Source organism: Nonomuraea gerenzanensis (genome assembly GCF_020215645.1).
Classification (GTDB): Bacteria; Actinomycetota; Actinomycetes; order Streptosporangiales; family Streptosporangiaceae; genus Nonomuraea; species Nonomuraea gerenzanensis.
The window spans coordinates 11,238,717-11,259,487 of the sequence record NZ_CP084058.1 but is presented as its reverse complement, the minus strand read 5'-3'; the positions used below and the strand labels follow the sequence as shown (position 1 = coordinate 11,259,487).

Sequence of the window (20,771 nt, the reverse complement as noted above, 5' to 3'; positions counted from 1 at the left end):
GGGGCCGCTGGAGCCGCGGCGACAGCGGCCGGGCCGCTTGACTCGGCGGTCAGGGCTCGCGGCGCATGGTGGCGGTGAACATGTCGCCCCTCAGGGCGCGCTCGACCACGTCGATGGAGCGTGACAACCGCACCAGCCGCGGCCCCTCCTGCCGGTAGGTGTCGAGCACCGCCTCGATGGCGTGCGGCGGCAGGTGTCCCTTGAGGTCGACCGCGGCGGCCCGGTAACCGGCGCGGGCCGCCTCGACGGCCGACCTGACGTGGTGGCGGGCCATCGCGGCCAGCGCCACGGGATGCCGTCTGAGCACCTCGTACGCCCGGTAGTCCGGCGGCACCGCGTCGAGCAGCCAGGCGACGGCGGAGGTCTCCCAGTCGGGCACGCTGGGGGGCCGGACCTCCGCGGGCCATTCTGGTGGGACGTACATACGGACATCGTACTCATGTTCGATTCGTCCGGATATGGCGGGGATGGCGGGTAACACGGAAAATCGTGGTGTGACGGAGAAGATCGGAGTCGTCGGCGCCGGCATCGTCGGGCTGGCGGTCGCGCGCGAGCTGGCCACCACCCGAGGGGCCGAGGTGACCGTGCTGGAGAAGGAGGGGCGCGTCGGCGCCCATCAGACCGGGCACAACAGCGGCGTCGTGCACGCGGGGATCTACTATCCGCCGGGCTCGCTCAAGGCCAGGCTCTGCCGGGAGGGCGTGGCGCTGCTCAAGGACTACTGCGCGGCGCACGCGCTGCCGTACGAGGAGGTCGGCAAGCTGGTCGTGGCCGCCGGTCAGGCCGAGCGGCCGAGGCTGGCGGCGCTGGCCGAGCGGGCGCGCGCCAACGGTGTCCCCGACCTCGCCGAGCTGGACGCGCTCGGGCTGCGCGAGATCGAGCCGCACGCGGTCGGCGTGGCCGCCATCCACTCGCCGCGCACCGCGATCTGCGACTTCCCCGCGGTCGCCCGCAGGCTCGCGCTGGACGTGGCCGAGCTGGGCGGCTCCGTACGCCTGTCGCACCCCGTCAAGGCGCTCAGGGAACGGGCGGGCAAGGTCGAGGTGGTGGCGGGCAGGCGCAGGTTCGCCTTCGACCGCCTGGTGGTGTGCGCCGGGCTCGGCACCGACGCGGTGGCGCGGATGGCCGGGGCCGGAGGCGAGGTGCGGATCGTGCCGTTCAGGGGCGAGTACTACGCGCTCAGGGGTGCCGCGAAGGACCTGGTGCGGGGGCTGATCTATCCCGTGCCCGACCCGCGTTACCCGTTCCTGGGGGTGCACCTGACCAGGCGGATCGGCGGTGGCGTGCTGGTGGGGCCGAACGCGGTGCTGGCCACGGCGTACGAGGGCTATCGATGGTCGAATTTCCGTAATGTTCGGCAAATTCTTGGTTGGCCTGGGACGCTGCGGATGGCCAGGGCCCACTGGCGTACCGGAGTTAAGGAAGTCTATGGATCTGTGGCCAAGCGCGCGTTCCTCCAGGACGCCAGGCGCTATGTGCCCGGGCTCACCGCCGCCGACCTGGAGCGGGCTCCCGGCGGCGTGCGCGCGCAGGCCGTCGCCAGGGACGGAAGCCTCGTGGATGACTTCGTGGTCGATGTCCGGGGAAAGGTGGTTCTGGTGAGGAATGCCCCTTCTCCGGCCGCCACCTCAAGTCTGGCTATTGCCCGGCATATTGCCGGAATTGTCCCAGCACTCGTCCGATGAGGGCATCCTTGGATGTGATGGAATCACGCCTGCTGATAGTCGAGGACGACCCGAACATCCTCGAGCTCCTCGCCGCGAGCCTGAGGTTCGCGGGTTTCGACGTGACCACGGCCAAGAGTGGCCTCGACGCCGTGGCCGCCGTCCAACGACACCGCCCTGACCTCGTCGTGCTCGACGTCATGCTGCCCGACCTGGACGGCTTCGAGATCGTCAGGCGGCTGCGCGGCGGCGGGGTGCACACGCCGGTGGTGTTCCTGACCGCCCGCGACGAGACCGAGGACAAGATCCGCGGGCTCACGCTCGGCGGCGACGACTACGTGACCAAGCCCTTCAGCCTGGAGGAGGTGGTCGCCAGGATCCACGCCGTGCTGCGCCGTACCGCGGGGGAGACCCAGGCGGCGCCGCCGCGGCTGACGTTCGCCGACATCGAGCTGGACGAGGAGAGCCACGAGGTGTGGCGCGGGGGCAACGCCGTGGCGCTGTCGCCGACCGAGTTCAAGCTCCTGCGCTACTTCATGACGAACGCCGGACGGGTGCTGTCCAAGCCGCAGATCCTCGACCACGTGTGGGACTACGACTTCCGGGGCGAGGTGGGCATCGTCGAGTCGTACGTGTCCGTGCTCCGCCGGAAGATCGACAACCGGAGCCCCCGGCTCATCCACACCCTGCGCGGGGTCGGATACGTCCTGCGCCTGCCACCGAGCTCCTGATGCGCGGCCTGCCGCTGAGGATCAAGCTGATGGCGTCGATGCTGGCGCTGCTGGGGTTCGGCATGTTCTTCATCGGCCTGGTCAGCGTCTCGGTGCTGCACGGCTACCTGCTCGACCGCGTGGACAGCCAGCTGCACCTGCTCAGCGCGCGCATGGACAAGAAGGTCAGGAGCGACTGGCGCAAGGACAGGGAGACCGCCGAGCACCCGATCCTCATCGAGTCCGACGCGATCGCCCTGGTCAAGGAGCCGGGCGGTGAGTACGTCCCGATGCTGACCGACCGCCCCGTGGACCAGAAGCCGAAGCCCGTGCTGCCGCGCTCGCCCAGCCCTGAGGCGTACACGGCGCCGGCGATCAGCGGGGACGGCGAGTGGCGGGTGCTGGGCACCCGGACCCAGTGGCGCACCACGCTCGTGGTCGCGGTCAGCCTGGAGGAGGTGGATGCGATCACCACCAGGCTCGTGCTCATCGAGCTGCTCGGCGGCGGCGGCATCCTGCTCATCCTGGCCGTGGCCGGGGTCACGATCGTCCGGCACAACATGCGGCCGTTGCGCGAGATCGAGCGCACCGCCGAGGCCATCGCCGGGGGCGAGCTGGGCCGCCGGGTGCCGGACGGCGACCCGCGTACCGAGGTGGGCGGCCTGGCCAGGTCACTGAATGGGATGCTGGCCCAGATCGAGGCCGCCTTCGCCGCCAGGTCCGCCTCCGAGGCGGCGGCCCGCCGCTCCGAGGACCGCATGCGGCAGTTCGTCGGCGACGCCTCCCACGAGCTGCGCACCCCGCTCACCTCCATCCGCGGCTTCGCCGAGTACGCCAGGCAGAACCCCGGCGCCGACCCCGCCGAGCTGATGCAGCGCGTGGAGAAGGCGGCCGGGCGGATGAGCGTGCTGGTGGACGACCTGCTCCTGCTGGCCAGGGTGGACCAGCAGCGGCCGCTGAAGATGCAGCCGGTGGACATGCTGGCGCTGGCCGCCGACGCCGTGCAGGACGCCCGCATCCTCGCCCCGGAACGGGTGATCAAGCTGGACGTCGTCGGCGGCGCCGCCCTGATCGTCTCCGGCGACGAGGTACGCCTGCGCCAGGTCATCAGCAACCTCGTCACCAACGCCATCGTGCACACCGAGCCCGGCTCCCCGATCATCGTCAGGGCCGGGGCGGCCACCGGCAAGCTGTTCATCGAGGTCGTCGACAACGGCCCCGGCCTGACCCCCGAGCAGGTCGAGCACGTCTTCGAGCGCTTCTACCGGGCCGACTCCGCCCGGTCCCGCCGCCGCTCCGCCGAGGACCGGGGCAGCGGGCTCGGCCTGGCCATCGTGCAGGCGCTCGTGCGGGCCCACGGCGGCACCGTCACCGTCGACAGCGCCCCCGACAGGGGCTCCACCTTCCGCGTCGAACTCCCACTCGCCTTGGAGTGAGCCTTCAGCTAACCCTCAGGCTGCTTTGTCACTCTAAGTAGGTGACGAAACCCGAGGCGCTGATCATGGTGGTGGACGACGAGCCCAGCATCAGGGATCTGCTCGCCGCTAGCCTGCGCTTCTCCGGGTTCGAGGTGCTGACGGCCGCCGACGGTGAGGAGGCCGTGGAGGTGGCCGTCCGTGCCTCGCCCGACCTGGTGGTGCTCGATGTGATGCTGCCCGATCTCGACGGGTTCGAGGTGGCCAGGCGCATCGAGGCGCCCGTGTTGTTCCTGACCGCCCGCGACGCCACCGAGGACAAGATCGCGGGGCTGCGGGTGGGGGACGACTACGTGACCAAGCCGTTCAGCCTGGAGGAGGTGCAGGCCAGGATCCGGGCGGTGCTGCGGCGTACGCGGGGGGAGGTCGCGCCCGCCAGCAAGCTGAAGGTGGCCGACCTGGAGCTGGACGAGGAGGCGCGCGAGGTCACGCGCGGCGGGCGGCAGGTGCGGCTCTCGCCCACCGAGTTCAAGCTGCTGCACTACTTCATGGTCAACGCCGGGCGGGTGCTGTCGAAGGCGCAGATCCTCGACCACGTGTGGAACTACGACTTCGGCGGGGACGCCGGGGTGGTCGAGTCGTACGTGTCGTACCTGCGGCGCAAGGTGGACGACGTCGAGCCGCGGCTCATCCACACGCTGCGCAGCGTCGGCTACGTCCTGCGCGAGCCGCCCGCCTCCACCTGATCGCCGGCAGGAACGCGGGTCAGTCCCGATTACCTGCCGCGATCGGGGATAGCGTGGTTCCCATGGACCTGCTGGGCGCGCTGGAGTCGCTGCGGCGACCGCTGGACAGGGAGCTGTTCCCGCTGGCGGTGGGCGAGGCCGACGCCGACCGGCGCGCCCTGCGCGAGCTGACCGGCCAGCTCGACGACTACCTGCTGCCCCGCCTGCGCGCCCTGGACGCCCCGCTGCTGGCCGTCGTCGGCGGCTCGACCGGCGCGGGCAAGTCCACGCTGGTCAACTCGCTGGTCGGCGCCGACGTGGCCGAGCCGGGCGTGCTGCGCCCCACCACGCTGGTGCCGACGCTGGTGGTCAGCCCCGCCGACCGCTCCTGGTTCATGGGCCAGAACGTGCTGCCCGGCCTGTCCCGCGCCACCGGCGAGCCCGGCACCGGCGCGGACCCGGGGGCCTTGCGTGTGGTGACCTCGCCCGCGCTGGGCGCCGGGCTGGCGCTGCTCGACGCGCCCGACATCGACTCCGTGGTGACCGCCAACCGGGAGCTGGCCGCGCAGCTCCTCGCCGCCGCCGACCTGTGGCTGTTCGTGACCACCTCCGCCCGCTACGCCGACGAGGTGCCGTGGAGCTTCCTGCGCTCCGCCCGCGAGCGCAGCACCGCCCTGGCCGTCGTGCTCGACCGGGTGCCTTCGGAGGCCGTCGAGCCCGTCTCCCGCGACCTGGCCCGCCTGCTCACCGAGAACGGGCTCGACGGCACCCGGCTGTTCACCGTCCCCGAGGCGGCGCTGCCCGACGAGAAGGCCAGACTGCCCGCCGCCGCCGTCGCCGACATCTCCTCCTGGCTCACCGGGCTGGCCGCCGACGCCGCCGAACGGTCGCGGGTCGTGCGCCAGACGCTCTCCGGGGCGCTCGACAGCCTCGCCACCCGGGTGCCCGCGCTGGCCGCCGCCGTCGAACGCCAGCAGGCAGCCTTCGACGGGCTGCGCTCCATCGTGGCGGGGGCGTACGCGGGCGGGATGGCCGACTTCGACGAGGGCATGCGCGACGGCTCGCTGCTGCGCGGCGAGGTGCTGGCCCGCTGGCAGGACTTCATCGGCACCGGCGACCTCATGCGCTCCCTGGAGAGCCGCGTCGGCTGGCTGCGCGACCGCATCGTCGGCTTCTTCACTGGACGCGTGCCGGAGGTCCAGCTCAGGGACGCCCTGGAGAGCGGCGTCGAGGCGTTGATCAGGGGCGCCGCCGACGGGGCCGCCGAGCGGGCCCTGGAGGGCTGGTCGGCCGCGCCCGGCGGCCCCGGCCTGCTCGAACGGCTCGGCCCCGTCGATTCCGCCCGCCTCGGCCGCGCCTCGGCCGACCTCGGCAAGCGGGCCGAGTCTGCGGTGCGGGGGTGGCAGGAGTACGTCCTCGACCTCGTCCGCGAGGAGGGTGCCGAGCGGCGCACCACGGCCAGGGTGGCCTCGTTCGGGGTGAACGGGGCGGGGCTGCTGCTCATGCTGGCCGTGTTCGCGTCCACGGGTGGGTTGACGGGGATCGAGGTGGGGATCGCGGGCGGGACGAGCGTGTTGTCGCAGAAGCTGCTGGAGGCCGTGTTCGGGGATCAGGCGGTGCGGTCGTTGACGGCGCGGGCCAGGGAGGATCTGCGGGAACGGGTGCGGGGGCTGCTGGATGAGGAGGCGGGGCGGTTCACCGACCGGCTGGAGCCGGTGGAGCCGGCCCGGGGCACGGCGGACGCCCTGCGTGCGGCGGCGGGGCGCATTCGCGACCATCGCGGCGAGTTGCCTGCTGGGGTGACGGTGGAGCTGCCCGTGCTGGACGGCTCGCCGACCGTGGAACGGCCCGTGCTGGGGGTGGAGGGCTCGCGGCCGGGTGAGCTGCCTGGGGAGGGGACCGAGGGGTCGGTCGGAGACTCGCCGGAGGAGAGGTCGTGAAGCTGTTGCGCCGCAAGGAGGGCCCGTCGCTCGACACCCGGCTGGCCGCCCTGCTGGAGGCGGCCACCCTGGGCGAGGGCCGGCTGTCCGAGCAGGCGGTGTCCGGCGCGCGGGCCGTCGCCGAGCGGGCCGGGGTACGCCGCGACCTGTCCATCGACCACACCGTGGCCGCCCTGGCGGGAGCCACCGGCAGCGGCAAGTCCTCCCTCTACAACGCGCTCGCCGGCGAGGACCTGGCGGACGTCGGCGTCACCCGGCCCACGACCTCGACCGCCCAGGCCGCGCTGTGGGACGGCGCGGGCGCGGGCCCGCTGCTGGACTGGCTGGACGTCCCGCGCCGCCACTCGGCCACCGACCCGGGCCTGACCGGGCTCGTCCTGCTGGACCTGCCCGACCACGACTCCATCCGGCTGTCCCACCGCCTGGAGGTGGACCGGCTGGTGGAGCAGGTCGATCTGCTGGTGTGGGTGGTGGATCCGCAGAAGTACGCCGACGCCGCCCTGCACGAGCGCTACCTGCGCCCGCTGGCCGCGCACCAGGACGTGATGGTGGTGGTGCTCAACCAGGTGGACCGGCTGCCCGCCGACGCGGTGAACCGGTGCCTGCGCGACCTGCGCCGCCTGCTCGACGACGACGGGCTGCCGGGGATTGCGGTGCTCGCCGTGTCGGCGCGTACGGGGAAGGGGCTGGACGAGCTGCGCGCGCTGCTCGGGGATCGGGTCACGCGACGAAGGTCGTGGTCGGCCCGGCTGGCCGCCGACATCGGCACCGCCGCCGACCACCTGGCCACCGCAGGTCCCGCACAGGCTGTGGACGGTCCCGCACAGGCTCTGGAAGCGGACGGTCCCGCTCGGGCTCTTGAGGCGGACGGTCCTGCTCGGGCTCTTGAGGCGGACGGCCCAGGACGGGCTTCGGAGGCGGGCGCGGCGGGGTCGGTGCCTGGGAACGGGGCGCTGGCGCTGGGGCGGGCCGGGGCGGGTGGCGAGGAGCTCGTCGGCGGGAACGGGGTGCTGGGCAGGGACGGGGCCGCCAAGCGCATGGCCGGGGCCGAGCGGGCGCTCACCGGGGCGTTGTGCGCGGCGGCCGGGGTGCCGATGGTCGTGGAGGCCGTGGCGAAGGGGCACCGGCACCGGGCCGTGGTCGCCACCGGATGGCCCGTCACCCGGTGGATGAGGAGGTTCCGCCCCGACCCCTTGCGCAGGCTGCGCCTCGGCGGCATGGCGCCCAGAGGCCGATCGGGCGGCGGGTCCGCAGGCGTGCTCGCGAGCGGCAGGCCGACGGGCGGCGGGTACACGGGTGGGGAGATCGTCGGGCGTACGTCCGTGCCGGCGGCGTCGGCCGTGCAGCGGGCGCAGGTGGAGACGGCGGTCAGGGACGTCGGCGAGGTGGCGGCGAGCGGGCTGCCAGGGCCGTGGGCGGTGTCGGTGCGGCAGGTGGCCAGGTCACACGCCCGGGAGCTGGCGGACGCGGTGGACCGGGCGGTGGCCACGACGTCCGCCGTCGGCACGAAGCGGCCCCGGTGGTGGCGGGCGGTGAACGCGCTGCAGTGGCTGGTGTTCGCGACCATGCTGGCCGGAGCGCTGTGGCTGGGGGTGCTGTTCGGGATGGACTATCTTCGGCTGCCCCAGCCACCGCTGCCGACCGCCGGCGTGGTCCCGTGGCCGACGGTGCTGCTGGTCGGGGGCGCGCTGGCGGGCGTGCTGATCGCGTTGCTGTCGCGGCTGGCGGCCTGGGCGGGCGGCAGGCGCAGGGCCCGCCGTACGGCCAAGGCGCTGCGCGCGTCGATCGGCCAGGTCGGCGGGGAGCTGGTGCTACAGCCCGTGGAGGCGGAGCTGGACACGTACGCACGCTTCACGGAGGCCCTGGAGCTGGCCCGCGCCCGCACCTGACGCCATGTGACGTGAGGCGCGGCGCAGCAGCGCGCGACCGTCAGGCACGTCTGCGCAGCAGCGAGGCCGCCGATAACGCACCCAGCAGGGCGAACGCGGCGCCCGCGAGAAAGGGAGCCCCGGGGCCGAAGCGCTCCCCGACCACACCGGCCACGGCCGAGCCCGCCGCGGCCCCCGTCCCGAGCCCCGTCGAGACCCACCCGAACGCCTCCGCCTGCGCCGTCGGCGCGTACTCGTCCACCAGCAGCGACGACGTGGTCAGCGCCGGGTTGAGCACCAGCCCGCCGAGGAACAGCACCACGCAGAACACCGGCAGCGGCCCGACCAGCGCGAGCGGCGCCAGCGCGAGCCCGAGCAGCAGCATCAGCCCCACCAGCCGCACCTGGGCCGGCGAGCGCCACGAGCGGGCCCCGTAGGTGGCGGCCCCCGCGATGCCGCCCACGGACAGCGCCGCCACGAGCAACCCCGTGGCGGCGGGGACGTCGCGGGCGGTGGCCAGCGCGGGCAGGCCCACCTGCAAGGCGCCGAAGGTGCCGCCGTGCAGCAGCACGACGCCCATCAGCACCAGCATCCGGCGGTCGGCGAAGGCTCGCCCCCGCTCGCGCGTGTGCCCGTCGGCATCGGCCAGCAGCGCCCGCGCGAAGGCCAGGGTCCCGGCGCCGGCCGCCGCCGCGACCGCGCCCAGCGCGAGCGACGCGGAGGCCACCACGATCAGCAGCCCGAACACCAGCGGCCCGGTGAGCATGGCCAGCTCCTGCACCAGGTAGACCAGGCTGTAGGCGGCCGTGCGGTCGCGGCCGGCGGCTCCGCGGCCCCACTCGATGCGCATGCTGACGGAGACCGGCGGCAGCCCGAGGCCCGCGAGCCAGGCCAGGGCCACCATGGGCCACCACGGGAGGCCGGGCCGTGCGCAGGCGAGCAGTGCCAGGAGTGCCGCCACGTGCAGGAGGGCGGTGCCGGTCAGCACCGCCCTGGCTCCGTGGCGGTCCATGAGCCGGCCCTGCACGGGCCGCCCCATGCCGGCCCCGACGGAGAACGCCGCCGCCGTCACCCCTGCCAGGGCCAGCGACCCGCTCGCATCCTGCACGACGAGCACGATCCCGACAGGTGCCACCTGCTGCGTGAGCTGTGCCAGGAACCCGAGCACGGCCTGCGCCCGCACCCCCGGCAGGCGGAGCATCTCGCGGTACGACATCACTCCAGGCTAGAACGCCATGATCACGACGCCGGGCAACCCTTGGCCCGGCCCTCGACGTACTTCTTCGACATGGGCTTGGTGTGCACGAAGACCGTGGCCACGCCGGGCGCGCTGAGCGAGCCGCTGTGCACCAGCCACGTCTCCGGCACCGAGGTCTTCTCCTCGTAGTCGAGGCTGTCGGTGCGATCAGGGTCGGCGACCACGAACTTGTCGATGGTGATCCCGCGCTCGGCCAGCATCGGGCGCACCTCGGCGACGGTCTTGTTGATGTACGGGACGCAGTGCATGGGCTCGCCCTTGGTGTCGAACAGGGTGGTGGCGAAGTAGGTCTCGCCCGGCTTGGCGGCCCGGCCCACGTCGACGTTCGCGGTGCCCTTGAAGTCGGTGGGGATCTTCACGCCGATCGCGCAGCCGTCCAGCTTGTCGCAGGGGCCGGGCGGGTAGATGCCCTTGATCTCGGTCAGGTACCGGTTGTCGGGGGAGGTGGGGAAGACCTGTCCCTCGAACGCGGGGGTGACCGGCCTGACCTGGAGGGTGATGTTCAGGCCGTAGGACCGGAGCTGGTCCTCGTAGATGTCGGGGTTGGCGTCGAGGTCCTTGATCGCGATGACGTAGTAGCCGTCCTCCTGCTTGATGTCCAGGGCCGCGTAGGAGGTGGTGGGGAGCAGCCAGGTCAGCGCCATGACGGCGGCCGTCAGCAGGGCGCCGGCGGGGACGGCCACGCGCGGGCCGAGGCGCCTGCGCCGGCGGCCCGGCTCGGGGGCGGGCCCGGCCGCCGTGATCTCGTGCATCAGCTCCCGGGCGCCGGGGCTGACGTCGGTGACGGGGGGCGCCGCGAGGCGGGCGACGACGTCGAGCTCGGGGTTCATGAGCGTCCCTCCGCCAGGGAGACGGCCCTGGATCCGTAGCCGGCCAGGTCGGGGTCGATCTCGGCCAGCTCCTTGGCCAGCCGCTTGCGGGCGCGGTGCAGCCGGAGCCGGGCGGCGCCGCGCGAGCAGCCGAGCACCTTGGCGATCTCCGGGCCCGTGAGCCCTTCCCAGGCGACCAGGGCGAGCACCTCCCTGTCGTCGTCGGAGAGCCGCTGGAAGGCCCGGTGGGCGGAGTCGTCCCGGACGACAGCGGCGGCCCACGTGGTGACCTCCCCGCGCAGCCGTACGGCCAGGGCGGTACGGCGTTCCTCGGCGCGGAAGTGGTTGGCGAGCACCCGCCTGGCGACGCCGTACAGCCAGAGCCTGGCCTGCTCCGGCTTCGGCGGGACGTCGTTCAGGCGGCGCCACGCCGTGGTGAACGTCTCGGCGAGCACGTCCGCGATGTCGTCGGGTGAGGTCGAGCGCCGCCTGACATAGGTGGCGATGGCTGGATAGTGCGCCATGTAGATCTCCTCGAAGCGTTGCTCGGGCTCAGGTGGCCCCATGGAGTGGTCCTTCCGATCGGCGAACACACCCGAGGAGATGTCCGGATAGGGGCGGGGTGTTTCAGCCCGTTCCGAGGGATTCGGCCACTTTGCGCAGGGCGGTGAGGAGCGGGCGCAGGAGGGGGTGGGCGTCGGAGCCACGCCGTACGGCGGCGAACACGCGCCGCTCTGGCCCCGGCGTCTGCCGCACCACCACCCCCGGCAGCGCCATGTCGCGCAGCGCCAGCCGGGGCACCAGCGCCACCCCGGCCCCGGCCCCGACCAGGGCGACCACGGCGCGGAAGTCGTCGGAGCAGTGCACGAGGTCGGGCGTGAAACCCGCCTGCTGGCAGGCGAACGTGATGACGTCGTGCACCGGGTTGCCGGGGTAGGGGCCGATCCAGGTCTCCGTGGCCAGCGACACCAGCGTGGCGCAGCCCGCCAGGGGGTGATCGCGGGGCAGGACCAGGTCGAACGGCTCGGCGTACAGGGGGCGGCGCGAGAGGCGCGGGTCGGCGGCGTCGGGCGCGCCGCGGTACTCCACCGTGATGGCCAGGTCCGCCTGGCCGTCGAGCAGCAGGGCGAGGCTGTGGTCGCCTTCGGCGTCCTGCACGCGGACCCGCACGCCGGGGGCCGTCTCGCGCAGGGCGGCGATGGCGGGGGAGAGCACGGCGCTGATCGCGGTGGCGAAGCAGGCCACGGTGACCTCGCCCGCCTCGCCCGTCGTGTACGCCGCCACCTCGGCCTCGGCGCGTTCGAGCTGGGCGAGGACCTCGTTGGCGTGACCCAGCATGATCTTGCCCACGGCGGTGAGGTGCACGCCGCGCCCGTCACGGGTGAGCAGGCGGTGCCCCACCTCGTGCTCCAGCGCGGCGAGCTGCTGGGACACGGCGGAGGGCGTCAGGTGCAGCGCGGCCGCCGCGGCGGTGACCGTGCCGTGGTCGGCCACCGCGCGCAGCGTGCGCAACCGCCGCGTGTCTATCACCCGTGCTCCATAGCACGGGAGGATACTCAGCCCCGGGCCTGGACGAACGCCTCGACGGCGCGGTCCACGTCCGCCCGCGAGTGGGCCGCGGAGAGCTGCACGCGGATCCTGGCCTGCCCGTGCGGCACGACGGGGTAGGAGAAGCCGATCACGTAGATGCCCAGGTCGAGCAGGCGCTCGGCCATGGCGCCCGCCTCGGCGGCGTCGCCGATCATGACGGGCACGATCGGGTGGTCGCCGGGCAGGATGTCGAAGCCGTTCCTGGTCATCTCGCTGCGGAAGTGCGCGGTGTTGGTGCGCAGCCGCTCGCGGGCCTCGTTCGAGGTCTCCAGCAGGTCGAGGATGCGCAGCGACGCCGAGGCGATGACGGGCGCGAGCGAGTTGGAGAACAGGTACGGGCGCGAGCGCTGCCGCAGCAGCTCGCAGATCTCCTTGCGGGCCGCGACGTAGCCGCCGCTGGCGCCGCCCAGCGCCTTGCCCAGGGTGCCGGTGATGATGTCGATCCTGTCGGTGACGCCGTGCAGCTCGGGCGTGCCCCGGCCGGTCGGGCCGACGAAGCCGACGGCGTGGGAGTCGTCGACCATGACCATGGCGTCGTACTGCTCGGCCAGGTCGCAGATCTCCCGCAGCGGGGCGAGGTATCCGTCCATGGAGAAGACGCCGTCGGTGACGATCAGCCGGCGCCTGGCCTGCGACGCCTCCTTCAGCCTGGCCTCCAGCTCCGACATGTCCCGGTTGGCGTAACGCAGGCGCTGGGCCTTGGACAGGCGGATGCCGTCGATGATGCTGGCGTGGTTGAGCGCGTCGGAGATGACGGCGTCCTGGGCGTCGAGCAGGGTCTCGAACACGCCGCCGTTCGCGTCGAAGCAGGAGCTGTACAGGACGGTGTCCTCCATGCCCAGGAAGTCGGACAGGCGCGCTTCCAGCTCCTTGTGCACCTCCTGGGTGCCGCAGATGAAGCGCACGGAGGCCATGCCGAACCCCCACCGGTCCAGCGCCTGCTTGGCGGCCTCGACCACGGTGGGCTCGTCGGCCAGGCCGAGGTAGTTGTTGGCGCAGAAGTTGAGCACCTCACGGCCGGCCACGCTCACCTGGGAGCTCTGCGGGGTGGAGATCACGCGCTCGGGCTTGAGCAGGCCCGCCTCGGTGATCTCGTCGAGCGTCGTACGCAGTTGCTGGCGCACGTTCGTGAACATCACAGGCTCCAATCCAGAATGACCTTGCCGGTACGGCCGCTCGCCGCCGTGTCGAAGGCGGCGTCGAAGTCCCGGTACGAGAACCGGTCGGTGATCACGGGGGAGAGGTCGAGCCCCTTCTCCAGCAGGACGGACATGTTGTACCAGGTCTCGTACATCTCCCGGCCGTACACGCCCTTGATCGTGATCATGGAGGTGACGATGGTGGCCCAGTCGACGGCGAACTCCTCGGCCGGCAGCCCCAGCATGGCGATCCGCCCGCCGTGGGCCATGCTCGCGATCATGTCGCGCACGGCCACCGGGTTGCCGGACATCTCCAGCCCGACGTCGAAGCCCTCGCGCAGGTGGAGCCGCTGCATGCCCTCGGCGATGGAGGAGCGGGAGACGTTCAGGGCGAGGGAGACGCCGAGCTTGCCGGCCAGTTCGAGGCGCTCGTCGCTGACGTCGGTGATCATCACGTTGCGCGCGCCGACGTGCGTGGCCACGGCCGCCGCCATCAGGCCGATCGGGCCGGCACCGGTGATCAGCACGTCCTCGCCGACCATGGGGAAGGACAGCGCGGTGTGCACGGCGTTGCCGAACGGGTCGAAGATGGCCGCCACGTCGGGGTGGACGGGGACGCGGTGCACCCAGACGTTCGAGGCGGGCAGCGTGACGTACTCGGCGAAGGCGCCGTCCCTGTTGACGCCGAGCCCGATCGTGTTGGCGCACAGGTGCCTGCGGCCGGCCATGCAGTTGCGGCACTTGCCGCAGACGATGTGCCCCTCGCCGCTGACGAGGTCGCCGACGGCGATGTCCTCGACGCCAGGGGCCACCTCGACCACGTGGCCGGAGAACTCGTGTCCGACGATGAGCGGGAGCTCCAGCGTGTGCCGCGCCCAGTCGTCATATTTCCGGATATGCAGGTCCGTGCCACAGATGCCGGTCCGCAGCACCCGGATCTTCACCTCGCCGGGGCCGACCTCGGGCTCGGGCACGTCCACCAGCCACAGGCCGGCTTCGGGCCGCTGCTTGACCAGCGCTTTCATGACTCCACTTCCCCCCTGACGAACCTAGTGCACTGTGCCTGCCCAGCACGGGACGTGTCCATCGAGGAGTTCTTAAGTGCCCCCTCAGCTCAGCTTCACGCGACCGCCGCACCTGGCAGGATTAGACAAACTTCTTGAAATAACCGGTTGGAGGTCGGGTGCGACAGCAGAGCGGTGACGCCTCGCTCCTGCGCAGGCTCAACTCGGCGGCGATCCTGCGCGTCCTGCGCGAGAGCGAGGTCGCCACGCTGTCGGAGCTGGCGCGGGCCGCCCGCGTGTCCAGGCCGACCGCCGAGGTCATCGTCGAGGACCTGCTCGCCGAGGGGTGGGCGGAGGAGTGCGCCGAGGGGCAGGACGACCGCCGGCGCGGGCGGCCGGCCAGGCGCTTCAGGTTCCGCGCCGGGGCCGGTCACGTGGTGGGGGTCGGCGTGGGCGGCTCCAGGCTGCGGGCCATGGTCACCGACCTCAACGGCGCCGTCGTGGCCGCGCGCCGGGCGTCGCACCATCCCTCGATGCCCGCGGGCGACCGGCTGGACGCCATCGCGGAGCTGGTCGGCGCGGTGCTGGCCGAGGCCGGCCCGGCCGTGCGGGACGTGACCGCCGTGGGCGTCGGCACCACGGGCACGGTCGACGGCTCCGGCCGGGTCGTCAAGAGCGTGGCGCTGGCCGGGTGGACGGGGCTCGACCTGCGGGGCGAGCTGTCCCGCCGGATCCAGGCGCCGGTGCTGGTGGACAACGACATGCGGCTGGCGGTGCTGGCCGAGCACTGGCGCGGCCAGGCGCGGGGCCGCCAGGACGTCGTCTATCTCTTCACCGGCAGCAGGCTGGGGCTGGGCCTGCTGATCGGCGGCAGGCCGCATCGCGGCGCCCACGCGGCCTCCGGCGAGATCGGCCGGCAGGCCGGCGACCACTGGCGGGCCTACCGGCACATGACGGAGTACGCGATCGCGGTGGAGCCCGGCGAGCTGCGCTCGCAGCGCGAGGCGGCGCAGTTCGCGATCGAGCGCGCCCGCGCGGGCGACGAGCAGGCCGCCCGCGCGGTCGGGGACTTCGCCCGCCAGCTCGGCCAGGGCCTGCTCACCGTGGTCAACCCGCTGGACCCGGAGCTGGTGGTCATCGGCGGCAGCCTGTCACAGGCCGGTGACCTGCTCGTCGAGCCGATCAGAAAGCTCTTCTCCGAGGCATGCCTCTACCCGCCCGACGTGGCGGCCTCGGGGCTCGGGGGCGAGTGCGTCGCGCTGGGCGCGGTCAGGCTGGCGCTCGACCACGCCGACCGGCGGCTCTTTACGCAGCCGTCCTGAAGAAATGTGTCGGAAAAGTGGCAGAAATGGGCATGTTCGCGTAGATCCGCATGATTTAAGCTGACAACTTGGATAAAACGGCGCTGCCGGAAGGGGCACCTGTGGAAGACCTGCGCATCGGAGTCATCGGCCTGGGCCTGCGGACCAGCCTCGCCCTGGCCGCGCACCGGCCCGGCAGGGGCGCGGTGGTGGCCGCGCTGTGCGACTCCGACCCGGCGGTGCTCAAGAAGCAGTCGGGCCTGTTCGAGGCCGAGCTGCTCACCGAGGACTACCGCGAGCTGCTCGACCGGCCCGACCTCGACGCCCTCGTGGTGAACACCCCCGACGACACGCACGAGCGGCTGGCCGTCGACTGCCTGCGCGCCGGCAAGGCGGTCTACCTGGAGAAGCCGATGGCCATCACGGTGGAGGGCTGCGACAACATCCTGCGCGCCGCCCGCGAGAGCGGCACCAGGCTGTACGTGGGGCACAACATGCGGCACATGGGCGTGGTGCGGCTGATGCGCGACATCATCGCCAAGGGCGTCATCGGCGAGCCGAAGACGGTCTGGGTGCGCCACTTCGTCTCCTACGGCGGCGACTACTACTTCAAGGACTGGCACGCCGACCGCACCCGCACCACCGGCCTGCTCCTGCAGAAGGCCGCGCACGACCTCGACGTGATCCACTGGCTCGCCGGCGGCTACACGACCAGGGTGAACGCCCTGGGCGACCTCATGCTCTACGGCGACCTGCCGCGCCGCGCGCCCGGCACCCCGCGCCCCGACGGCTGGCTCCAGGAGTACGACTGGCCGCCCACCGCGCGCCGGGACCTGCACCACGTCGTGGACGTCGAGGACGTGTCGGTGATGAACATGCGACTGGACAACGGGGTCATCGCGGCCTACCAGCAGTGCCACTTCTCGCCCGACTACGTGCGCAACTACACGGTGATCGGCACCGAGGGCCGCCTGGAGAACTTCGGCGACGGGCCTGGCGACACGGTCAAGGTGTGGAACACCGGGCCCACGGGCTACCGGGAGGACTGCGACATCGCGTACCAGGTGCCTGCGGCGTCCGGCTCGCACGGGGGCGCGGACATGGAGATCGTGACCGAGTTCCTCAGGTTCGTCAGGGAGGGCGGGGTGACGGACACCTCGCCGGTGGCGGCGCGGATGAGCGTGGCGGCCGGGTACATGGCGACGAGGTCGCTGCGCGACGGCGGCACGCCGTACGACGTGCCGGCCCTCGACCCGGACCTGGCGGCCTACTTCGACCGCGGCCAGACGGAACCGGGGAGCGCGCCAGGACAGTAGACATATGTGGATATGTCGACACGCGCCCGCATCCGTGCCGGCGACCAAGAGGCGTTCGGGCGGCTCTTCGACGACTGCGCGAAGGCCGTCTACAACCATGCCTTCCGCCTGACCGGCAACTGGTCCACCGCCGAGGACGTGACGGCGCTGACCTTCCTGGAGGCCTGGCGCTTACGGGCCAGGATCGACCCGGAGGGCGGCTCGCTGCGGCCCTGGCTGCTGGGCATCGCCACGAACGTGCATCGCAACGTGCGCCGGGCCGCCCGCAGGCACGACGACGCGCTGGCCAGGATGCCCAGGGGTGAGACGGTGCCGGACTTCGCCGACGAGGTGGTGGGCCGCATCGACGACGCCGGGCGCCTGGCCGCCGTGCGCGCCGCGTACGGGCGGCTGCGCCGTCAGGAGCAGGACGTCTTCGCGCTGTGCGTCTGGGCCGGCCTCGACTACGCCCAGGCGGCCGAGGCGCTCGGCATCCCGGTGGGCACGGTGCGCTCGCGGCTCTCCCGCGCGCGCAAGAAGCTCGCCGCAGCCGGGGAACCGCCGCCGGAGCGGCGACAGGTAGTAGGTGACCGAGGCCCCGACAAGGAGGAGATCCGATGAACTGGCCGGCTGAACGCGATCTTCCCGAGGGCCGTCACCGACTGCTCAAGGAGTTCGTGATGACCGAGATCGACCGGACCCCGCGCAGGCGCCGCCTGCCCCGCCCCGCCGTCCTGGCCCCCGCGCTCGGACTGGCCGCCGCCGCGGCCGTGGCCGTCCCGCTGCTGCTGGGCGGTTCCCCGGCGTACGCGGTGTCCAAGCAGCCTGACGGGCTCATCCGCATCACCATCAACGAGACCAAGGACCCGGACAAGCTGGAGGCGGACCTGCGGGCCCTGGGGGCGAACGTGGTGGTGGACTACATCCCCATGGGCAAGAAGTGCAGCCCGCAGCCCCGCAGCAGCCACTTCCTCAGCGTCGAGGAGGCCCCGCTGCACGTGTTCCCCACGCCCGAGGACAGCCTGCCGGGCATCGTCATCGACCCCCGGGTGATCGGCCCGGGCCAGACCGGGGTCCTGGAGTTCAGTGTGTCGGAGAACAACGGCGGGATCGTCGCGGGGATCTGGGCGAAGGTGGGCGAGGGGCCGATCGCCGAGTGCACCCTGGTGGACACCACCGAGGCGCCGCTGTCGCACTGACCCGGCTCGGCCGGTGCCGATCGTACGACCGGCACTGACCGCGTGGTCAGCGCTCGGCCTCAGACGGCTTCCTGTCGAGGTCGGGGAACGGGGACGGCTCCTCGGCCTTCTGCGTGAGCTGCCGGGGCCCGTTCGGGCTCTCCGCGTCCTGGGCGTCGGCGACCGCCTCGGCCGCGGCCTCCGACGCCTTGGCCGCCTCCTCGTCGGCGGCCGAGGTGTCGGGCACCTCGTCCCGCGTGGCCGCCGAGCGCGGCAGGGCCTCGGTGAACGCCTTGGAGACGCCCTGCAGGGCCGAGGTGACCTCGCTGGGGATCACCCAGAACGTGTTGCCGTCGCCCTGCGCGAGCTGCGGCAGCACCTGGAGGTACTGGTAGGCCAGCAGCTTCGGGTCGGGGTCGTTGCGGTGGACGGCCTGGAAGACCTGGTCGATGGCGCGCGACTGGCCCTCGGCCTCCAGGATCGCGGCCGTGCGCTGCCCCTCGGCGCGCAGGATGCGGCTCTGCTTGTCACCCTCCGCCGTGAGGATCTGCGACTGGCGCTGACCCTCGGCGTTCAGGATCGCGGCGCGCTTGTCGCGCTCGGCCCGCATCTGCTTCTCCATCGCGTCCTTGATGGTCTTCGGCGGGTCGATGGCCTTGATCTCGACGCGGTTGACGCGCAGCCCCCACTTGCCGGTCGCCTCGTCGAGGACGCCGCGCAGCTGGCTGTTGATGGTGTCGCGGGAGGTGAGCGTCTTCTCCAGGTCCATGGAGCCGACGACGTTGCGCAGGGTGGTGACGGTGAGCTGCTCGACGCCGGTGATGTAGTTGGCGATCTCGTACGCCGCCGCCCGCGGGTCGGTGACCTGGAAGTACAGGACGGTGTCGATCTCGACGACCAGGTTGTCCTCGGTGATGACGGGCTGGGGCCGGAAGGAGACGACCTGCTCGCGCAGATCGATCATGGGATAGACGCGGTCGATGTACGGGATGACGAAGTTGAGACCCGGCTTGAGCGTGCGGTGGTAGCGGCCGAGGCGCTCGACGTTGCGGGCCCGGGCCTGCGGGACGATCCGTACCGCTTTGAGCAGGGTCATCGCGGCGAAGAGTATGACGAACAGTCCGACCAGCAACAGCGGATCCATGGATCACTCCCGGGGATATACGAGGGCGGTAGCCCCCTCGATCTCGATGATGTCGACGGTCGCCCCTGTCGGGATCACCAGCGTCTCGTCGTAGGCGCGCGCCGACCATTCCTCGCCCCCGATGCGCACGCGGCCGTCGCGGCCCGTCACTTCGGCCACGACGTACGCGGGTTTACCGACGAGCGCTTCCACACCGAACCGCTGCAGTGGCGGCTGGTTGATATGACGCACCGCGATCGGCCTGATCACGAGCAGACCGGCCGCGGAGGACACCGCGAAGAAGATCAGCTGCAGGGGGACCGGCAATCCGAGGGCGGCGGTGGCCGCTGTCAGCAGCGCCGCGGCGCCCAGCAGGCCCAGTGAGGCCGTGAGCGTGAACAGTTCGGCCACGCCGAGGACGACTGCGAGGATTACCCAGATGATCCATTCATCCATGTCCTGGCCCTCCTGGTAGGACAACGGGCCTGTGTCCGCGAGTGGTTCCCTCCCCCTCTACCGTAATCCCGATGTCACCGCTGTGGCACCCTCCCACCTGCGGCGTCCGTTTCCCGCAACGCGCTGCCCTGCCGCCATTTCTCCCACGGGAGTTGCCAGAAACCCCATCCGTTGTCCCATTCCAGCGGGCGGTCGGTGCCGGTGATCGTCACCGGGTCGCCGCGCAGCGAGGTGGCGTAGAACCAGGCCGCCTGGTCGGGCCGGGCGTTGACGCAGCCGTGACTGACATTGGACCGGCCCTGGGCCCACACGTTGTCCTTGGCGTGCACGTATTCGCCGCTGTTGGAGATGCGGACGGCGTGATCGATCATCAGGTCGTAGAAACCGGGATCGCCCTTCTCCCTGCCGGGCGAGATCATCCGCACCGGATTCCCTTTGTCCATGGTCAGGTGAATGCCGCTGGTCGTGGTGTATTCGGGGGTGGTGGCCATGCCGGCGCTGATGGCCATGCGCTGCACCACCTTCCCGTCGCGCAGCACGAGCATCTGGTGGGTCCTGGTGTCGATCGTGCTGGTCTGCCTGCGGCCGACGGTGAAGGAGAAGGTGGAGTCGATGGCGCCGTACAGGCCGGCGCCCGCGCGCACGCCCGCCAGGTGCGCCGTGACCGTGACCCGCTGCCTGGCCGACCACGGCCGCCGCGTGCGGTAGACCACCTGCGTGTCGGTGGTCCACCGCCAGGCGCCCTCGACCGGCACCTCGGCCCGCACCTCCAGCGCGCGCTCGACGGCGGCCCTGTCCTCGATGGGCGTGTCGAAGTCGATGACGATCGGCATGCCGACGCCGACCGTCTCGCCGGGCAGCGGCGCGGTGCCGGCCACCTGGAACGTCCTGGCGGCGGCGCGGGTGCGGATGCGGCCCATCGCGACCGTGGCGGGCGCGCCCTCGCGGGTGGCCGTGGCGGTCACCGTGTACTCGCTGCCCGGCCGGAGCGTCCAGTCGGTGCGCCAGGTCGTCCGCGCGTCGTCGAGCCGGCCGAGCACCGGCTCGCCGCCCTCGTAGACCAGCACCTGGGTGAGCGTGCCGCCCTGCACCTTGACCACCAGGCCACGATCGGTGCGGGCCCGCTTGGAGTCGAACGGTGGCCACACCTGCACCACGGGCGGCGCCGCCGGAGGCCCGGTCGCCTCTGAGCCGCAGCCGCCCACCAGGAGCAGACACCCGCAGACCAGGAGAAAGGCGACACAAAAGGTCGCGGCACGCCGCATGGAACTCCTGCTTTCCGAGGGAAGGGAGATC

The 20,771-nt window shown here is 72.2% G+C and carries 20 protein-coding genes; 10 read left to right on the top strand and 10 right to left on the bottom strand.

Going from position 1 to position 20,771, the window contains the following annotated elements; all coding sequences use genetic code 11:
* Positions 1–49 precede the first annotated feature (49 nt).
* Positions 50–424, bottom strand: a complete 375-nt coding sequence (locus LCN96_RS52425; RefSeq protein ID WP_225269865.1) for a hypothetical protein — start codon at positions 422–424, stop codon at positions 50–52.
* A 70-nt stretch (positions 425–494) separates the two neighbouring features.
* Here LCN96_RS52425 and lhgO point away from each other — a divergent pair, with 70 nt between their 5' ends.
* From lhgO to LCN96_RS52395, 6 genes are all read left to right on the top strand, one after another.
* On the top strand, positions 495–1,685 hold the full coding sequence (gene lhgO, locus LCN96_RS52420) for an L-2-hydroxyglutarate oxidase (protein WP_225269864.1): 1,191 nt from the start codon (positions 495–497) through the stop codon (positions 1,683–1,685).
* A 17-nt stretch (positions 1,686–1,702) separates the two neighbouring features.
* Positions 1,703–2,395: a response regulator transcription factor gene (locus LCN96_RS52415; RefSeq protein WP_225269863.1), complete on the top strand. Its 693-nt coding sequence runs from the start codon at positions 1,703–1,705 to the stop codon at positions 2,393–2,395.
* Positions 2,395–3,810, top strand: a complete 1,416-nt coding sequence (locus LCN96_RS52410; RefSeq protein ID WP_225269862.1) for a sensor histidine kinase — start codon at positions 2,395–2,397, stop codon at positions 3,808–3,810. Before LCN96_RS52415 ends, LCN96_RS52410 begins: the two co-directional genes overlap by 1 nt.
* A gap of 65 nt (positions 3,811–3,875) precedes the next feature.
* Entirely contained in the window at positions 3,876–4,535 is a 660-nt protein-coding gene (locus LCN96_RS52405) for a response regulator transcription factor (RefSeq protein ID WP_225276254.1), read from the top strand.
* A 62-nt stretch (positions 4,536–4,597) separates the two neighbouring features.
* The gene (locus tag LCN96_RS52400; RefSeq protein WP_225269861.1) at positions 4,598–6,454 is read left to right on the top strand and encodes a GTPase domain-containing protein; all 1,857 of its coding nucleotides are present in this window, start codon (positions 4,598–4,600) and stop codon (positions 6,452–6,454) included.
* Positions 6,451–8,343, top strand: coding sequence for a YfjP family GTPase (locus LCN96_RS52395; RefSeq protein WP_225269860.1), 1,893 nt, complete (start codon positions 6,451–6,453; stop codon positions 8,341–8,343). Before LCN96_RS52400 ends, LCN96_RS52395 begins: the two co-directional genes overlap by 4 nt.
* Before the next feature lie 40 nt (positions 8,344–8,383).
* Here the strand turns inward: LCN96_RS52395 and LCN96_RS52390 are convergent, their stop codons facing one another.
* The 6 genes from LCN96_RS52390 to tdh form a co-directional block, all read right to left on the bottom strand.
* Positions 8,384–9,538 carry an MFS transporter gene (locus tag LCN96_RS52390; protein WP_225269859.1) on the bottom strand — a complete coding sequence of 385 codons (1,155 nt, stop codon included), beginning with the start codon at positions 9,536–9,538 and terminating at the stop codon, positions 8,384–8,386.
* Positions 9,539–9,561: 23 nt separating this feature from the next.
* Positions 9,562–10,410, bottom strand: a complete 849-nt coding sequence (locus LCN96_RS52385; RefSeq protein ID WP_225269858.1) for a hypothetical protein — start codon at positions 10,408–10,410, stop codon at positions 9,562–9,564.
* Positions 10,407–10,955, bottom strand: a complete 549-nt coding sequence (locus LCN96_RS52380) for an RNA polymerase sigma factor (protein WP_225269857.1) — start codon at positions 10,953–10,955, stop codon at positions 10,407–10,409. Before LCN96_RS52380 ends, LCN96_RS52385 begins: the two co-directional genes overlap by 4 nt.
* Positions 10,956–11,016: 61 nt before the next feature.
* Entirely contained in the window at positions 11,017–11,919 is a 903-nt protein-coding gene (locus tag LCN96_RS52375; protein ID WP_225269856.1) for a LysR family transcriptional regulator, read from the bottom strand.
* 26 nt (positions 11,920–11,945) lie between these two features.
* The gene (locus LCN96_RS52370) at positions 11,946–13,115 is read right to left on the bottom strand and encodes a glycine C-acetyltransferase (protein ID WP_225269855.1); all 1,170 of its coding nucleotides are present in this window, start codon (positions 13,113–13,115) and stop codon (positions 11,946–11,948) included.
* A complete protein-coding gene (gene tdh / locus LCN96_RS52365; protein WP_225269854.1) occupies positions 13,115–14,143 on the bottom strand; it encodes an L-threonine 3-dehydrogenase in 1,029 nt (342 codons plus the stop codon). Before tdh ends, LCN96_RS52370 begins: the two co-directional genes overlap by 1 nt.
* Positions 14,144–14,301: 158 nt before the next feature.
* Between tdh and LCN96_RS52360 the strand changes: the two genes are divergently transcribed.
* The 4 genes from LCN96_RS52360 to LCN96_RS52345 all read left to right on the top strand — a co-directional run bounded on the left by LCN96_RS52360 (position 14,302) and on the right by LCN96_RS52345 (position 17,917).
* A complete protein-coding gene (locus LCN96_RS52360; protein WP_225269853.1) occupies positions 14,302–15,444 on the top strand; it encodes an ROK family protein in 1,143 nt (380 codons plus the stop codon).
* 101 nt (positions 15,445–15,545) lie between these two features.
* On the top strand, positions 15,546–16,739 hold the full coding sequence (locus tag LCN96_RS52355) for a Gfo/Idh/MocA family protein (RefSeq protein WP_225269852.1): 1,194 nt from the start codon (positions 15,546–15,548) through the stop codon (positions 16,737–16,739).
* 12 nt (positions 16,740–16,751) lie between these two features.
* Positions 16,752–17,339, top strand: coding sequence for an RNA polymerase sigma factor (locus tag LCN96_RS52350; protein ID WP_225269851.1), 588 nt, complete (start codon positions 16,752–16,754; stop codon positions 17,337–17,339).
* A complete protein-coding gene (locus LCN96_RS52345) occupies positions 17,336–17,917 on the top strand; it encodes a hypothetical protein (RefSeq protein ID WP_225269850.1) in 582 nt (193 codons plus the stop codon). The genes LCN96_RS52350 and LCN96_RS52345 overlap by 4 nt, the downstream gene beginning before the upstream one ends.
* 46 nt (positions 17,918–17,963) lie before the next feature.
* On the opposite strand, the gene LCN96_RS52340 is transcribed toward LCN96_RS52345, so the two are convergent.
* The 3 genes from LCN96_RS52340 to LCN96_RS52330 form a co-directional block, all read right to left on the bottom strand.
* The gene (locus tag LCN96_RS52340) at positions 17,964–19,040 is read right to left on the bottom strand and encodes an SPFH domain-containing protein (RefSeq protein WP_225269849.1); all 1,077 of its coding nucleotides are present in this window, start codon (positions 19,038–19,040) and stop codon (positions 17,964–17,966) included.
* A gap of 3 nt (positions 19,041–19,043) precedes the next feature.
* Positions 19,044–19,475 (bottom strand): NfeD family protein, encoded by a 432-nt coding sequence (locus LCN96_RS52335; protein ID WP_225269848.1) that lies wholly within the window; start codon positions 19,473–19,475, stop codon positions 19,044–19,046.
* Positions 19,476–19,549: 74 nt separating this feature from the next.
* Positions 19,550–20,632 carry a L,D-transpeptidase gene (locus LCN96_RS52330; protein ID WP_225269847.1) on the bottom strand — a complete coding sequence of 361 codons (1,083 nt, stop codon included), beginning with the start codon at positions 20,630–20,632 and terminating at the stop codon, positions 19,550–19,552.
* Positions 20,633–20,771: the final 139 nt, after the last annotated feature.

Bases quoted from the DNA above. Each gene is read 5' to 3' on its own strand.
- LCN96_RS52340 (WP_225269849.1), bottom strand. From the start codon at position 19,040: ATGGATCCGCTGTTGCTGGTCGGACTGTTCGTCATACTCTTCGCCGCG.
- LCN96_RS52410 (WP_225269862.1), top strand. From the start codon at position 2,395: ATGCGCGGCCTGCCGCTGAGGATCAAGCTGATGGCGTCGATGCTGGCG.
- LCN96_RS52350 (WP_225269851.1), top strand. From the start codon at position 16,752: ATGTCGACACGCGCCCGCATCCGTGCCGGCGACCAAGAGGCGTTCGGG.
- LCN96_RS52370 (WP_225269855.1), bottom strand. From the start codon at position 13,115: ATGTTCACGAACGTGCGCCAGCAACTGCGTACGACGCTCGACGAGATC.
- LCN96_RS52425 (WP_225269865.1), bottom strand. From the start codon at position 424: ATGTACGTCCCACCAGAATGGCCCGCGGAGGTCCGGCCCCCCAGCGTG.
- LCN96_RS52400 (WP_225269861.1), top strand. From the start codon at position 4,598: ATGGACCTGCTGGGCGCGCTGGAGTCGCTGCGGCGACCGCTGGACAGG.
- LCN96_RS52405 (WP_225276254.1), top strand. From the start codon at position 3,876: ATGGTGGTGGACGACGAGCCCAGCATCAGGGATCTGCTCGCCGCTAGC.
- tdh (WP_225269854.1), bottom strand. From the start codon at position 14,143: ATGAAAGCGCTGGTCAAGCAGCGGCCCGAAGCCGGCCTGTGGCTGGTG.
- LCN96_RS52390 (WP_225269859.1), bottom strand. From the start codon at position 9,538: ATGTCGTACCGCGAGATGCTCCGCCTGCCGGGGGTGCGGGCGCAGGCC.
- LCN96_RS52345 (WP_225269850.1), top strand. From the start codon at position 17,336: ATGAACTGGCCGGCTGAACGCGATCTTCCCGAGGGCCGTCACCGACTG.
- LCN96_RS52385 (WP_225269858.1), bottom strand. From the start codon at position 10,410: ATGAACCCCGAGCTCGACGTCGTCGCCCGCCTCGCGGCGCCCCCCGTC.
- LCN96_RS52415 (WP_225269863.1), top strand. From the start codon at position 1,703: ATGGAATCACGCCTGCTGATAGTCGAGGACGACCCGAACATCCTCGAG.
- LCN96_RS52335 (WP_225269848.1), bottom strand. From the start codon at position 19,475: ATGGATGAATGGATCATCTGGGTAATCCTCGCAGTCGTCCTCGGCGTG.
- LCN96_RS52380 (WP_225269857.1), bottom strand. From the start codon at position 10,955: ATGGGGCCACCTGAGCCCGAGCAACGCTTCGAGGAGATCTACATGGCG.